The sequence below is a fragment of the Streptomyces lycii genome, assembly GCF_009735685.1.
GTDB classification, from domain to species: domain Bacteria; phylum Actinomycetota; class Actinomycetes; order Streptomycetales; family Streptomycetaceae; genus Streptomyces; species Streptomyces lycii.
The window spans coordinates 1-14,137 of record NZ_WHPN01000135.1 but is presented as its reverse complement, the minus strand read 5'-3'; the positions used below and the strand labels follow the sequence as shown (position 1 = coordinate 14,137).

The 14,137-nt window shown below is 74.1% G+C and carries 11 protein-coding genes; 1 reads left to right on the top strand and 10 read right to left on the bottom strand.

Annotation, left to right across the window (positions count from 1 at the left end; all coding sequences use genetic code 11):
• Window positions 1–944, top strand: a 944-nt coding sequence (locus GCU69_RS05855; protein ID WP_156205316.1) for an IclR family transcriptional regulator domain-containing protein, incomplete at its 5' end; no start/stop codon positions are given.
• Here the strand turns inward: GCU69_RS05855 and GCU69_RS05850 are convergent.
• From GCU69_RS05850 to GCU69_RS05805, 10 genes are all read right to left on the bottom strand, one after another.
• Window positions 913–1,743, bottom strand: a complete 831-nt coding sequence (locus GCU69_RS05850) for a L,D-transpeptidase family protein (RefSeq protein WP_235978266.1) — start codon at window positions 1,741–1,743, stop codon at window positions 913–915. The genes GCU69_RS05855 and GCU69_RS05850 overlap by 32 nt on opposite strands.
• A 395-nt stretch (window positions 1,744–2,138) precedes the next feature.
• Entirely contained in the window at window positions 2,139–2,879 is a 741-nt protein-coding gene (locus tag GCU69_RS05845; protein ID WP_156205315.1) for a PIG-L deacetylase family protein, read from the bottom strand.
• 287 nt (window positions 2,880–3,166) lie between these two features.
• A complete protein-coding gene (locus tag GCU69_RS05840; protein ID WP_098750387.1) occupies window positions 3,167–3,904 on the bottom strand; it encodes a Clp protease N-terminal domain-containing protein in 738 nt (245 codons plus the stop codon).
• A gap of 85 nt (window positions 3,905–3,989) precedes the next feature.
• On the bottom strand, window positions 3,990–5,282 hold the full coding sequence (locus GCU69_RS05835) for an MFS transporter (RefSeq protein WP_218037899.1): 1,293 nt from the start codon (window positions 5,280–5,282) through the stop codon (window positions 3,990–3,992).
• 347 nt (window positions 5,283–5,629) lie between these two features.
• Window positions 5,630–7,948, bottom strand: coding sequence for a beta-glucosidase family protein (locus GCU69_RS05830; RefSeq protein WP_156205314.1), 2,319 nt, complete (start codon window positions 7,946–7,948; stop codon window positions 5,630–5,632).
• 266 nt (window positions 7,949–8,214) lie between these two features.
• A complete protein-coding gene (locus GCU69_RS05825) occupies window positions 8,215–8,895 on the bottom strand; it encodes a GntR family transcriptional regulator (protein WP_098750148.1) in 681 nt (226 codons plus the stop codon).
• Between the two features lie 90 nt (window positions 8,896–8,985).
• Window positions 8,986–9,930 (bottom strand): NAD(P)-dependent oxidoreductase, encoded by a 945-nt coding sequence (locus GCU69_RS05820; RefSeq protein ID WP_156205313.1) that lies wholly within the window; start codon window positions 9,928–9,930, stop codon window positions 8,986–8,988.
• A 174-nt stretch (window positions 9,931–10,104) separates the two neighbouring features.
• Entirely contained in the window at window positions 10,105–11,529 is a 1,425-nt protein-coding gene (locus tag GCU69_RS05815) for a GntT/GntP/DsdX family permease (protein WP_156205312.1), read from the bottom strand.
• Window positions 11,530–11,622: 93 nt separating this feature from the next.
• Window positions 11,623–12,156 (bottom strand): ribose-5-phosphate isomerase, encoded by a 534-nt coding sequence (locus GCU69_RS05810; RefSeq protein ID WP_156205311.1) that lies wholly within the window; start codon window positions 12,154–12,156, stop codon window positions 11,623–11,625.
• Window positions 12,157–12,215: 59 nt separating this feature from the next.
• Window positions 12,216–14,009 carry a dihydroxyacetone kinase family protein gene (locus GCU69_RS05805; protein WP_156205310.1) on the bottom strand — a complete coding sequence of 598 codons (1,794 nt, stop codon included), beginning with the start codon at window positions 14,007–14,009 and terminating at the stop codon, window positions 12,216–12,218.
• Window positions 14,010–14,137: the final 128 nt, after the last annotated feature.

Genomic DNA, 14,137 nt, shown 5'->3' with positions numbered 1-14,137 from the left:
CCGCGCCGGACGTGTTCGCGCCACCTGAGCCCGCACCGCACGAGCCCGCGCCGGACGTGCTCGCGGCGAAGCGCGAACTGGGCGCCGGCTTCCTCCAGTCGCTCGCCCGCGGACTGGACGTGCTCGCCGTCCTGGGCCGCGACCCGCGCGGGCTGACGCTCTCCGCGGCGGCCGAGGCCACCGGCCAGCCCCGCGCCACCGCCCGCCGCGCCCTCCTGACGCTCCAGCACCTCGGATACGTCACCTCGCAGGAGCGCCGCTTCCGGCTGCTGCCCCGGGTCCTCGAACTCGGCTACGCGCACCTTTCCGGACTGGACTTCACCGACATCGTCCAGCCGCACCTGGAACGGCTGGCGGAGCGCGTCCACGAATCCGCCTCCGTGGCGGTCCTCGACGGCCACGACATCCGGTACGTCGCCCGCGTTCCCACCTACCGCATCATGAGCGTCAACATCACCGTGGGCACCCGCTTCCCCGCCACCGCGACGTCCATGGGCCGGGTGCTGCTCGCCGGGCTCGCCCCGGGCGAGCGCGCCGCCCTGCTCGCCCGGGCGGCACCGCGCCGGTACACCGACCGCACGGTCACCGACCCGGCCGCGCTGGCCGCACTGCTCGACGATGTCGCGGAACAGGGCCACGCACTCGTCGACGAGGAGCTGGAGAAGGGCCTGCGGGCACTGGCCGTGCCGCTGCGCGACGGCGCCGGGCGCACGGTGGCCGCGCTCAACGTCTCCACCTACACCGGGCGGGGCAGCCGGGAGGAGTCCCGGGCCCGGCTGCTGCCCGCCCTGGCGGAGACGGCCGCGGACATCGGGGACGAGCTGCGCATCGCCTTCGAACGGCGCCCGCTGCGCCCCGGCGGCCTCCCGGCCCCGGCCCCGACCCCGGCCCGAAGCCGGGGCCGGGAAGGGATCAGCGCCGCAGCGCCCCGGCGTCGCCCATGACCACCACCGGGTTCCGCTCCGGGTCAAGGGCCCGGAGCAGCTCCCTCATGTGCTCCTGCCGCAGGCTCACACAGCCCTGGGTGGGGCCGCCGTGGTCGACGTGCAGCCAGATGCCGCCGCCCTTCGCCGCACCGAGCGGCCGGGCGGGGTCGAGCGGGGTGCGGCCGGGCCGGCGGTTGTAGTCGATGGCGACGACGTAGTCGAAGGAACCGGCCAGCGGCTCGCCCTCGAAGCCGGTACCGCCGATCGTGAACGCGGCGGAATGGTGGTACGGGAGTTTCGTACCGGGATCGGGCAGCCGTCCGCCGGCGTCGGAGAGGGTGAAGACACCGATGGGCGACCGCAGATCTCCCGCGGTGTGGTCGTCCGTCCAGCCCCGCAGCGCGTTGTGGGCGGGCAGGGGCTCGCCCGCCAGCCAGCCGTCACCGGTCTTCTCGTACAGCACGGCGCGGGAAACCGGGGAGTTCCTGCCCTCGCCGGTGACGACGAGGGCCTGGCGGGTCTCCCGGGGCACCCGGGAGCGGGTCCGCGGGCCGAGACCCGGCAGCTCACCGGGCAGGGCCGCCGCCGACCCGGCCGGGCCGCCCGCGCCGTCGGGGCCGCCACGGCCCCCGGAACCGGGCGCCGCCTCCCCGGCCGTTCCCGCGGACCCCGCCGTCGCGGTCCCGGACGCGGCCTTGGAGTCGCTCCCACCGCGTCCGGCGACGGTGGCGGCACCGGCCTCCGGCGCCGCCGCGCCCCCGACCGCCACTTCCCCGTCCCGGGGATCGCCGCACGCCGTGACCAGGGCCGCGAGCACGGCCGCGAGGGATACGGCAACGCCGAGCCGCCGCGCGCGGGCGGCACCGGACCCGCCCTCCGGCCCTGGGCCCCGGGTCCGGCCGGGCCGGTCCGCCGCGGACCCTCCCCCGGACGCGCGTGCCCGGCCGGCGGACCGGCGGCACGCGGCGACCGGGTGCCGCACGCGGTGCCGTAGCCCTCGGAGCCCCGGCACGGGCTCGCCGTCGCGGCGTCCTTGCCGCCCTGTCGCTGCTCGCGCTGTTTTCCTCACACCGTGTCAACCGGTCGAGGGCGTGTACGGTTTGCTCGGTTGACGAAATTTCCCTCGAATGTGGGTACCCAAGGACGGTTGAACGGCGACACGGCGACACGGCGACGGGGCAGCTGGGCAGCTGGGTCCGCGCGGCAGTGGGGTCAGCGCGGGAAGACCTCGAACGTGACGGCCGGGCGCCCGCCGAAACGGTCGGCCGCGGCACCCGTCGTCATCTCCAGGAAGTTCCGCACATAGCTCTCCGGGTCCTCGTCCGTCAGCGCCTCGATGTACGTGCGGTGCTCCATCAGCGACAGCACGCCCCGCTCGAACCCGTCGGTGACGTCCACGGCGTGCGTCGGCTGCGGCGATCCCGCGACCGCCACCCAGCGCACCCCGTCCCACGGCGGCAGCCCCTGCCCGAGCAGCTCGGGAAAGATCCAGCGGTTGCCCGCGTCACCGGCGGCGTCCAGCGTGGCCAGTCCGACGGCGCGGTGGTCCGGGGTGTTCCAGTAGGTACCGGCGAAGGTTTCCCGGTGGTTGAGGGTGACCAGCAGTTCGGGCCGGTGCCTGCGGATGGCCGCGGCGAGGTCCCGGCGCAGCGCCGTGCCGTACTCGACGACCCCGTCCCGGTGGTCGAGGAACTCCACCGCCGACACCCCGACCACGGCGGCGCTCGCCCGCTGTTCCCGTTCGCGCAGCGCGCCGCACTCGTCGGGCGCCAGCCCGTCGATTCCCGCCTCACCCCGCGTGACCAGCAGGTACGACACGTCCGCGCCCCGGTCGGTCCACGCCGCGACAGCAGCCGCCGCGCCGTACTCCAGGTCGTCGGGGTGCGCCACCACGGCCAGGCAGCGCTGCCAGTCGGCGGGCAGCGGGGCGAGCCGCTCCGGCTGATCCGTCATGAGAGCTCTCCGTCCGGTCGGCGAACCGTTGTGGAGCCACCATGACGCGCGCCGGCCCGGCCGTCCATTCGTGGGCGGCCACGCCCCGCCGCGCATTCCCTGCGGTCTCCCCGCCCGGCGGCCGGGCACGGGAGCGGCGCCGACGGTGACCCGCCGGCGCCGCTTCCGCCATTCCCTTCAGGCCATTCCCTTCAGGCGGTCCTTCCGGCCGCTCCTTCAGGCGGCTCCTTCCGGCCTGCCGCCGTCCGCCGGCTCGGCTCCGCCGGCGCCACCGGGCCGCGGCGGGCCTACTCCTCCTCGTGCGCCGCCGCCGACGCGGCCACCGCCTCGGCGACGCCCCTCTCGGCCGCTTCCCGGTCCACGCCGAGGCCGGTGAGCACGCCCTCGCCGTCCTCGTGCTCCAGCAGCGCCAGCAGGATGTGCTCGGTGCCGACGTGGTTGTGCCCGAGCCGCAGGGCCTGCCGGAACGTCAGCTCCAGCACCTTTCGGGCGTCCTGGTCGTACGGCACGAGGTCCGGCACCTGCCCGGCGGCCGGCGGGAGGGCCGCGGCCGCGGCTTCGCGCACCGCCTCCGGCCGGACGTTCTGCCGCAGCAGTTCCCGCATCCCGACCCCGTCCGGCTCGGCGAGCAGACCCAGTACGAGATGTCCGGTGCCGATCTGGTCGTTCCCGGCCGCGTGGGCCTCGTTCTGCGAGGCCATGACGACGTTCCTGGCCCGCTCGGTGAACCGGCTGAAGCCCTGACCCGGGTCGAGGTCGGGCGCCCCTCCGCCCTTGGGCACGAACCGCTTCTGGGCCGCCTGCTTGCTGACGCCCATGGACTTGCCGATGTCGGTCCACGAGGCACCGGAGCGCCGCGCCTGGTCGACGAAGTGGCCGATGAGGTGGTCGGCCAGCTCGCCGAGGTGGTCGGCGGCCAGAACCGCGCCGGAGAGCTGTTCCAGGGTGTCGGAGTGGACGCTCTTGATGGCGTCGATCAGGTCGTCGAGCCGGACGGGACGCGTCATGGGTACGGGATTCGTCATGCGTCAACCTTAGGTTGACGACGGCAGATCGTCAACCACCAGTTGACGATTGGGCGGAGGGGCCCGTTCCGTGGCGGCGGGACGGTCAGCGCACCTTGCGCACCGGCAGGATCGCCAGAGCGCCGCCGAGACACACCAGTGAGGCGGTGACGAGCAGGATCGCGTAGTTGTGGCCGCCGCCGAGCGAGATGAGCAGCGCGCCGAGCGCGGGAGCGAAGATCTGCGGCGCCGACATCGCGATGTTGAAGATGCCGAGGTCCTTGGAGGGGTTCTCCGGATCCGGAAGCACGTCGATGACCAGGGCCAGGTCGACGCCGAGGTAGGTGCCGAAGCCGAGGCCCAGGACGACCTCCGCGCAGTAGAACAGGGCGACGGTGTCCGCCCCGCTGAGGATCAGCATGCCCACCCCGAACAGCAGCGCGGCCGCGGCGATGAACGGTTTGCGGCGTCCGAAGCGGTCCGACAGCCAGCCCGCGGCCTGCGCGGAGCCCATCACGCAGAGTCCGTAGACGAGGACACCCGTGGCGAGCGTCTCGGTCGCCTCGGCGGCGGTGAGCCGCATCTCGTGCTGGAGGTAGATGAGGCGGAAGGTGGTGAACATCCAGTTGGCGAGGGTGAGCAGGAAGCGGGAGAGCCAGGCCCACGCGAAGTCCGGGTGCTGCCGGGGGCTGACCCAGTAGGTGCGCAGGACGGCCTTGAAGCCCTCGGGTTCGGGCTTGTGCTCCAGCGGCTTGTCCGGCAGGACCATGACGTAGCCCAGCACCAGGAAGATGCCGATGACGCTGGGGACCAGGAACAGCAGCAGCATCCGGTCGTTGAAGTACTGGGCGATCCAGGTGCCCGCGGTGGGGGCCAGGTTCTGCATGATGCCGAGCAGCCCGCTGATCTTGCCGCGCTTGTACTCGGGGACATTGTCGGCGACGGTCGCGACGAAGGCGGCGAGTGCCGCGTTGGCCGACGCGGAGGCGATGACGAAGCCGCCGGTGATGACGGCGACGCTGCTCGCCGTCGCGATGATCATCAGCCCGAGGAGCAGGCCCAGCATGCCGAGGACGAGCCACGGCTTGCGTCGGCCGAAGCGGCTGGTGGTGCGGTCGCTGAGGCGCCCGAAGAACGGGTTGGCCAGCATCGCGGCCACCGAGCCGGTCGTGGTGATGATGCCCAGCGAGGTGACCTGGTCGTTCTCGGGGACGACCGACTGCACCTTGAGCTGGAGGCTGACCAGAATCGGTGTCAGCAGAGCGAGGAACAGGCCGAGCTGGCCTGCCGCCATACCGATCACCAGCCGGGGCCGGGGGGCCGGGAGGGCCTGGACGGGGGCGGAGGACCCGCCGGGCGGAGGGGCGCCGGTGGCGGTGCGGGGAGTGTCCGTGGTCACGGTGAGGCTGCTTCCTTGTGAGGGGAGGGCGGCGTACGTGGATGTCTTGTGTTGTGGGGGGCTTGCGTGGACGGCGCGGTGCGGTACGGCGCAGCGCCGGGATTGCGTGCACGGCACGGTGCGGTGCAGCACGGTGCGGTACGGCACCGGCGCAGCGCGGTGCGGCGCCGGATTGCGTGCACGGCACGGCAGGCGCGGCGCGGCGTGACGTGGTGCGGCGCGGCGCGGCGTGACGTGGTGCGCGGCCAGGTGTTCACCCGCCCCGCCCGCGGCGGCGGATTCCGCGGTCGCGGGGAGGCGGGTGCTCCGCGGGATCACGCGGCGGCACCCGGCCGCGGGCGGGCCGGTTACGCGTGGCGCAGCCGGCGGTCCGCGCCCACCCGGCGCTGCGGCCCGGTGAGTTCGATGTCGGCGGCCAGCCGGATGTCGCCGCTGGACGAGCCGAGCATGAGGCGGATGGTGCCGGGGTCGACGACGCGCTGTCCGCGGCCCGAGGCGTCCTGGGTGTACGAGGTCTGATCGGCGTGCACGGTGAAGGACACCCGGGCGCTCTCGCCGGGCTCCAGTTCGACGCTGTCGAAGGCCACCAGCTGCTGGGTGGGTCGGGCGACCTGCGCCACGGGGTCGTCGTAGTACAGCTGGACGGTCTCCCGGCCGGCGCGTCCGCCCGTGTTGCGCACCCGGCAGGAGACCTCGACGAACCCGTCGGTGGGGACGCGGCCGTCCTGGCCGATCCGCAGGTCCTCGTAGCCGAAGGTGGTGTACGACAGGCCGTGCCCGAAGGGGTGGAGCGGTGTGTTGTCGAGGACGCTGATGCCCTCGCTGAAGCGGCCGAGCGGCGGATTGAGGTAGGTGCCCGGGTTGTTGCCGGGCCCGGCCGGGATCTGTACCGGCAGCTTGCCGCTCGGGCTGACCCGCCCCGCCAGGACGCGGGCCAGCGCGGGACCGCCCTCCTCGCCGGGCATGAACGCCTGCACGACGGCCGCGCAGCGCTCGGCGAGGCCGCCGAGCGCGTAGGGGCGGCCGGAGACGACAAGGAGGACGACCGGCACACCGGTGTCGAGCACCTCCTCGACCAGCTGCGCCTGCACGCCCGGCAGGGTCAGGTCGGGCGCGTCGCAGCCCTCGCCCGAGGTTCCGTTGCCGAACATCCCGGAGCGGTCGCCGACGACGACCAGGGCCAGATCGGCCGAGGCGGCGGCACGGGCGGCCGCGGGCAGACCGGAGCGGTCGCCGCCGCTGACCTCGCAGCCCTGCTCGTGGACGAAGGTGATGTCCGGCAGTTCGGCGGTGAGCGCCTCGCGCAGGCTGGGCAGGGCGAGGCCGTCGGGGTGGCCCGGGTACTTGGGCAGGACGTGGTTGGGGAAGGAGTAGCAGCCCAGGAAGGTACCGGGGTCGTCGGCGCCCGGCCCGACCAGGGCGACGACGGGAGTGCGGCCGGGTTCCAGGGGGAGCGCGGCGCCCTCGTTGGCGAGCAGCACGACGGAGCGTTCGGCCACCGTGCGGGCGAGCGCCCGGTTGGCCGGGGAGTCCAGGTCGACGGGGATGCCGACTCCGGCGTCCGCCTCCGGGGTGTAGTCGGCGTCCAGCAGGCCGAGCTGGAGCTTTTGGCGCAGGACCCGTTCCACGGCGCGGTCCAGCAGCTCCGGGTCGAGCCGGCCCGCGTCGAGTTCCCCGGCGAGGGGGGCGCCGTAGCAGCGGGTGTTGGGCAGTTCGACGTCCATGCCGGCGGTCAGCGCGAGGCGGGCCGCGTCGCCGTCGGTGGCGGCGACGCGGTGCATGGTGCGCAGGAACGCGATCGAGCCGTAGTCGGAGACGACCGTGCCGGTGAAGCCCCACTGCTCGCGCAGCACGGTGGTCAGGAGGGACACGTCGGCGCAGGCCGGGACGCCGTCCTGGTCGGTGTAGGTGTTCATCACCGAGCCCACGGCGCCTTCGCGCACGGCCATCTCGAACGGCGGCAGGATCACATCGGCCATCTCGCGGGCGCCGATGGAGACGGGCGCGTGGTTGCGGGCCCCTCGCGAGGCGGCGTGGCCGGCGAAGTGCTTGAGGGTGGCGACGACGCCCTGGGACTGCACGCCCCGCACATAGGCCGTTCCGATGAGCCCGGTCAGATACGGGTCCTCGCCGAGGGTCTCCTCGACACGGCCCCAGCGGTAGTCCCGTACGACGTCCAGGACCGGGGCGAGCCCCTGGTGGACGCCGACGGAGGCCATGTCGCGGCCGATGGCGGCGCCCATCCGCTCGGCCAGTCCGGTGTCGAAGGTCGCGGCCCAGGCCAGTGGCGTGGGGTAGACGGTGGCCCCGAGTGCGGCGAAGCCGGTGAGGCACTCCTCGTGGACGATGGCGGGAATGCCGAGGCGGGTGGTGTCCGTCAGCAGCCGCTGCAGCCGCACGAGTTCGGTGCGGCCCTCCTCCGGGGTGAGGGGGCGGGTGCCGTAGGGGCGGGTCAGATGGCCGATCCCGAGGGCGAGTGCCTCGGACTCGCCCGAGCGGGCGGCGAGGGCCTCCTCGATCGGCGCGACCCGGGCATCACCGCTGCCCACATTGGCCTTGGCCCAGTAGCTGCCGAGCTGGGCGAGCTTCTCGGCCTGCGTCATCTCGGCCATCAGGGCTGCGACCCGCTCGTCGGCGCCGAGCTCGGTGTTCTTCCAGTGATTCATGGGGCTCCTGGTCCCGGCCGGTGAACCTTTGGCGCCGCCTCGGAAGCCGGGCCGGAACAAATAGTTCACGCCGTTGACAAATAAGGTGCAAGCAGCATGCGTGGCAGAAAAGAGCCAGGTCAAGAGGGATCGCACAGTGTTTTTGAGCGAAGTCGGAGCGGCTGCTTTCGGACATGCCGAAGGGCGGTTGCGGCCCCTTCGAAAGGCCGCAACCGCTGCGGGGCGCCGACGCGCCGAGCGCCCCGGACGGGGACGGACGCGGCCGGTCAGTGACCGAACGCCCGGTGCGCCACGCCCTCCAGGTGCGCCCGCATCGCCGCCTCGCAGCCCTCCGCGTCCCCCGCCTCGAACGCGCTCAGCACCGCCTGGTGCTCGGCGAGCGCCTCCTCCGTGTCCGTGACGCGGCCGCCGGTGAAGCGGCGGAAACGCTGGATGTGCGCGCCCAGCGGGTCGATCGCCGCCGCGAGGAACCGGTTGCCGGCGGAGCGGGCGATGGTGGCGTGGAAGTCGGAGTCCGCCTGGAGGTACGCGCGGAAGTCGTCCGCCTCGCGCTGCACCGCCGCGGCCTCCATCAGCCGGTGGCTCTCGGTCAGCGCGCGCGCCGTACCGGCGGCGTCCCGCTCACAGGCCTGGCGGGCGCTGTACGGCTCGATGAGCAGCCGGGCCCCCATCAGCTCGCGGAACCCGCCGTCGTCCAGCAGCGGGGCCACCGTGTACCCGCGGTGCGGGACACGGACGACGAGACCGGTGTTCTCCAGCTTGGCGAGGGCCTCGCGCAGCGGCGTCGGGGAGACTCCCCAGTCCTTGGCGATGGTGTCGATCCGCAGGGGGGTGCCGGGCTCCAGGCCCTCGTCGAGGATCAGGGCGAGCAACGCTTCGTACGCCCCGTCCATGAGCACCGTCCGGCCGAGTCCGGCCGGACGTGTCTGCCTGCCGACTGGTCCCATCGCTGACTCTCCCTGTGACGTGCCGGATTCTCCGGCGGACCGGCTTCCAGCCTAGTCGGAGGGGGTGTCCCCCTCCCGGGCGGACCGTCTTCAGCGCCCCTTGCGCGGAGCGAGCAGGGTGATCAGCGCCGAGTCGTCCTCGGCGGCCAGACCCTGGCTCATGGCCAGTTGGTAGAGCTGGTCGGCCGCGGCGGCCACGGAGGTGGCGACACCGGCCTTCTTGGCGAGGGACACCACGAGGTTCATGTCCTTGCGGATGATGTCCAGCCGGGAGCGCAGCTCCGGCCCGCCGGTGCCGTCCTCCTCCACCTCGTACTGCTGCACCATGCGCGGGCCGCGGTCGGCCAGCATGAAGGACGCGGCCGCGCCCTGGCCCAGGACGTCGACGGCACGGTCGAGGTCGATGCCCAGGGCGTGGGCGAGGGCCAGGGACTCGGCCGCGGCGGCGGTGTGGATACCGCACAGGAGCTGGTTGACGGTCTTCATGATCTGGCCGTCGCCGACGCGCGGCCCGACGACGTGCAGCGTGGAGCCGAGCCGTTCGAGGACGGCCCGGCCGGCGGCGAGGGCCGCCTCGTCCGCGCCGACCATGATCAGCAGATCGCCGGTCCCGGCGCGTACGGAACCACCGCTCACGGGGGCGTCGACGAGCTGTACGCCCCGCTCGGCGAGGCGCGCCGCGACATCCTGGACGCCGTCGACGCCGACGGTCGAGGTGACCACGACGACCGCGCCCTCGCGCAGCGACTCGGCTGCACCGTGCTCGACGGGCCCGCCGCCGAACAGACAGCACTCCAGCTGCTCCTGGTCGCGTACGGCGATGACGACCACGTCGGCGCCCCGCGCGGCCTCGGCCGGGCTGCCGGCCGGAGTGGCCCCGCCCTGCTCGGCGAGGGCGCGGCGCTCCTCGAAGACGTCGAACGCCCGGACCGGGAAGGCACCGGCGAGGCGGGTGGCCATGGGCAGCCCCATGGCGCCGAGGCCGAGGACTGCGGTGACGGGGGTGACGGGGGTGACGGGGGACTCAGCGGGCATCGGGGGCTTCCTTCTTCCGGGATGCGGTCGTGGGGGCCGCGTGGACGGGGGTGGTTCGGGTCCGGGGACGGACGGGACGGGCGCGTGGGGGTGCCGGGGGTCTTCCGCCGGGCCGGGTGCGCGGGGGCGCGGACGGGCGGGCCGCGGGGACCGGCGCCGCCGGCGGAGCGGGCGTCATACCAGGACCGCGTACATGAGCAGGGACATGGCCAGGCCCATCACGGCGACGAGCGTCGAGAGCACCGACCAGGTCTTGATGTTCTGCGAGACGCTCATCCCGAAGTACTCCTTCGCCAGCCAGAAACCGGCGTCGTTGACATGCGAGAAGAAGAGCGACCCCGCGCCCACGGCGAGCGCGATCAGTGAGGCCTCCACCGATCCCGTACCCGCCACCATCGGAGCCATGATGCCCGCCGCTGCGGTCGTGGCGACGGTGGCCGAGCCGGTGGCCAGCCGGATCAGGACGGCGAGCAGCCAGCCGAGGACGAGCAACGGTATGTGGGCCTCCGCGGCGAACTTGCCGATGGCGTCGGCCACACCGGTGTCCACGATGAGCTGTTTGAAGCCGCCGCCCGCGCCGACGATGAGCAGGATGCCGGCGACGGCGGGCAGTCCCGCGGTCACGGTGGCGCGGACCTCGGCGCGGTCACGGCCCAGCCGGAAGCCGAAGACGACCATGGCGACGAGCACGGCGATGAACATCGCGACGAGCGGGGTGCCGAGGAAGTCCAGCAGGTGGTTGTACCAGGCGTCGCCGGGGAAGGCGATGTCGGCGACCGACTTGGCGAGCATCAGCACGACGGGCAGGGCGACCGCGCCGACGGACGCGGCGAAGCCCGGCACGCGGCGCGCCGCACCCGCCTCCTGGTCCTGCCCGGCCTCCTTGACGAGCGAGGCGACCAGCTCGGCCGGCGCCTCGCTGCGCACATGGCGGGCGATGAACTTCCCGTACAGCGGCCCCGCGATGATCACGGTGGGTACCGCCGCGACCAGGCCCAGACCGAGCGTGGTGCCGACGTCGGCGTCGAGTTCGCTGACGGCGACCAGCGGGCCGGGGTGCGGCGGTACGAACGCGTGCATGGTGCCCAGGCCGGCGAGGGCCGGCACGGCGAGCAGGACCAGCGGCGTGTTCGTCCTCCTGGCCATCACCACGATGATCGGCACCAGCAGGACGAGGCCCACCTCGAAGAACATCGGCAGCCCGATGACTGCGGCGATCAGCGCCATCGACCAGGGCAGCAGCCGGGGCCCGGACCGGGAGCCGATGGTGTCGACGATCCGGTCGACGCCTCCGGAGTCGGCCAGCAGCTTGCCGAGGATCGCGCCGAGGGCGATCAGGGCGCCGGTGGAACCCAGCGTCGAGCCCATTCCGCTGCTGAACGATTCGACGACCCCGGCCAGTTCGGTACCGGAACCGACGCCCAGGACCACGGAGCCGCCGATCAGGGCGACGAACGGATGGAAGTCGAGGAACGCGATCAGCGAGATGATCACGCCGATGGCCACGGCGACCATGACGATCAGCCGGGTGTCGTGCCCGGTCCAGGGCACGGTCGCCGCGGCCAGGATCTCGGGCCGGGGCAGGACGAGCGGAGACATGCGGAAGGTGCGTCCTTACGTCGTCGTAAGCCGTCAGGGGCGTTCCGCCTCGACGGGGCGGGGCCGGGGAGGCCGGTGCCGGGGAGGCCGGTGTCAGCAGCCGGGGGCGGTCCCGTCCTCCGGCGCGGTCCCGTCCTCCGGGCCGGCGTCCGCGCCGGTGTCGTACGCGTCGAGGACGGCGACCTTCTCCCCCGAGGGCGAGGAGGCGTCGAAGCGGTAGCCGAGCCACTCGCGCGCCAGCCGGCGGGCGAGTTCGAGGCCGATGACGCGCTGGCCCATGGTCAGGACCTGGGCGTTGTTGCTCAGCACCGCGCGCTCCACGGAGAAGCTGTCGTGGGCGGTGACGGCGCGGACGCCGCGCACCTTGTTGGCGCTGATCGCGACGCCGAGCCCGGTGCCGCAGACCAGCAGGGCCCGGTCGGCCTCCCCCTCGGCGACCAGCCGGGCGGCGGCCACCCCGATGTGCGGATAGGCGGTGTGCTCGTCCGCGGCGACGCCGACGTCGACCACGTGCGCGACCCGCGGGTCGGCCTCCAGATCGGCCTTGAGCGCTTCCTTGTACGTGTATCCGGCGTCGTCGCAGCCGATGACGACACGGAGCGGGGCGGGGTGCGGGTTCTGCGTCATGGGGGGCTCCCTCGGGGTGGGATCGAGATCGTTCGGGCCGCGTGCGCCGCAGCCGCGGCTCAGCCGCTGCCGGTGCTGCCGGTGCTGCCGGTTCCGTTGGCGCTGTCCGCGCTGTCGTCGCCTCCGTTGGCGCTGTCTCCGCTGCCGTCGCCGAGAAGAGCCGCGACGGTGCGGGCGCACAGCGCCAGGGAGAGGGCCCCGGCGTCGGGGGTGCCGACGCTGCGTTCGGCCAGCGGGCGGGCGCGGCCGAGGCGCGGGGTGAGGGCGGCGGTGGCGGCGGCGGCCTCGGTGGCCGCGACCGCCGCCTCCGCGAAGGCCGCGCGGGGGTTCACGCCCCGGGCGACGCCCGCGGTGAAGGTGTCGACGAGCGGCGCGAGGGCGTCGACGAGCGTCTTGTCACCGGGCTCGGCGCCGCCGAGCGAGCTGACGGCGTCCAGCGCGGCGCGGGCCCCCGCGGCGGCGCGGACGCCGTCGGCCCGGCCCGTGTCGCCGAGTTCCTGGGCCAGCGCCCGCAGGGCGACGCCCCACAGCACACCTGAGGTGCCGCCCGCCTCGTCGGCCCAGGCGTCGGCGGCGGCGCTGAGCAGCGACCGGGCGCCCGCCCGGTTCGCGTGAGCCTCCTCGGCGGCCCGTACGGCCGCGTCGATCCCCTTCGTCATGCCGCGTCCGTGGTCGCCGTCACCGGCGACCGCGTCGACGCGGCCGAGTTCCGCGGCGGCCTCGTGCAGCGCGGCGCGCAGCGCCCGCAGTGCGGCCAGGGTGCCGGCCGCGGCGGCGCACGACTCGGCGTCCCCGCGGGTGACCGGGGCCTTCGGTATCGCTTCCGGCCGGGCGTGCGGCCGGTCCGGGGTCTCGGGCAGCGGCAGCCGCCTGAAGCCGGGGGTGTCGGCGAAGGCGCACCACCGGCGTTCCAGGTCGTCGTCGAGCCACATCAGGGTGAGCGAGCAGGCGGCCATGTCCAGGCTGGTGACCAGCTCGCCGACCTCGGGGCGCACCACGGTGAGCCCCGCTTCGGCGAGGGCGTCGGCGACGTGGCCCCACAGCAGGAACAGTTCCTCGTACTTGGTGGCGCCGAGCCCGTTGAGGATCGCGGCTACGCGCGGGCCCGCCCCCGCCGGGCGCTCGGCCAGCAGCGGGGCGACGAGGGTGCGGGCGATCGCCGGGGCGTCGGCCATGTCGGCGTCGCGGACGCCGGGTTCGCCGTGGATGCCCAGGCCGATGGCCATCTTGCCCTCGGGGACGGTGAACAGCGGAGTGTCGGCGCCGGGCATGGTGCAGCCGCCGAAGGCGATGCCGAAGGAGTACGTCCGCTCGTTGGCGTGCCGGGCCGCGGCTTCGACGCCGTCCAGGTCGAGGCCCTCCTCGGCGGCCGCGCCGGCCACCTTGAAGACGGTGAAGTCGCCCGCGATGCCGCGGCGTTCGTGACGCCGCTCGGCGGGGGCGCTGGCCACGTCGTCGGTGACGAGGACGGTGCGGGTGTCGATGCCCGCGTCGCGCAGGCGGGCCTGGGCCATGCCGAAGTTCATGCGGTCGCCCGCGTAGTTGCCGAAGGAGAAGAGGACTCCGGCGCCGGTGTCGGCGGCGCGCGCCACGGACTCGGCCTGCCGCGCGGAGGGCGAGGTGAAGATGTTGCCGACCACGGCGCCCGCCGCGAGCCCTTCACCGACCAGTCCGCTGAACGCCGGATAGTGCCCCGAGCCGCCGCCCACGACGACGGCGACCCGGCCCGGGTCCTGCGGCCGGGTGCGGACGACGCCGCCCGGCACCACGGTGACGTGCTCCGGACAGGCCGCGGCGAAGCCTCGCAGCTGGTCCTCGCTGAAGCGGTCGGGATCCTCGAAGAGCCGGGTCATGGCGGGTGAGCTCCTTGTGGGTGAGGTGCTTGGCGGGTACGGAGGGATCTCGTGGTCGCGCCGGGGGCCGTCCGGGGAGCGGCTGCCGTACGGCGCCGGGCGGCAAGGCCCGTCCGGGGCCGGCCGGG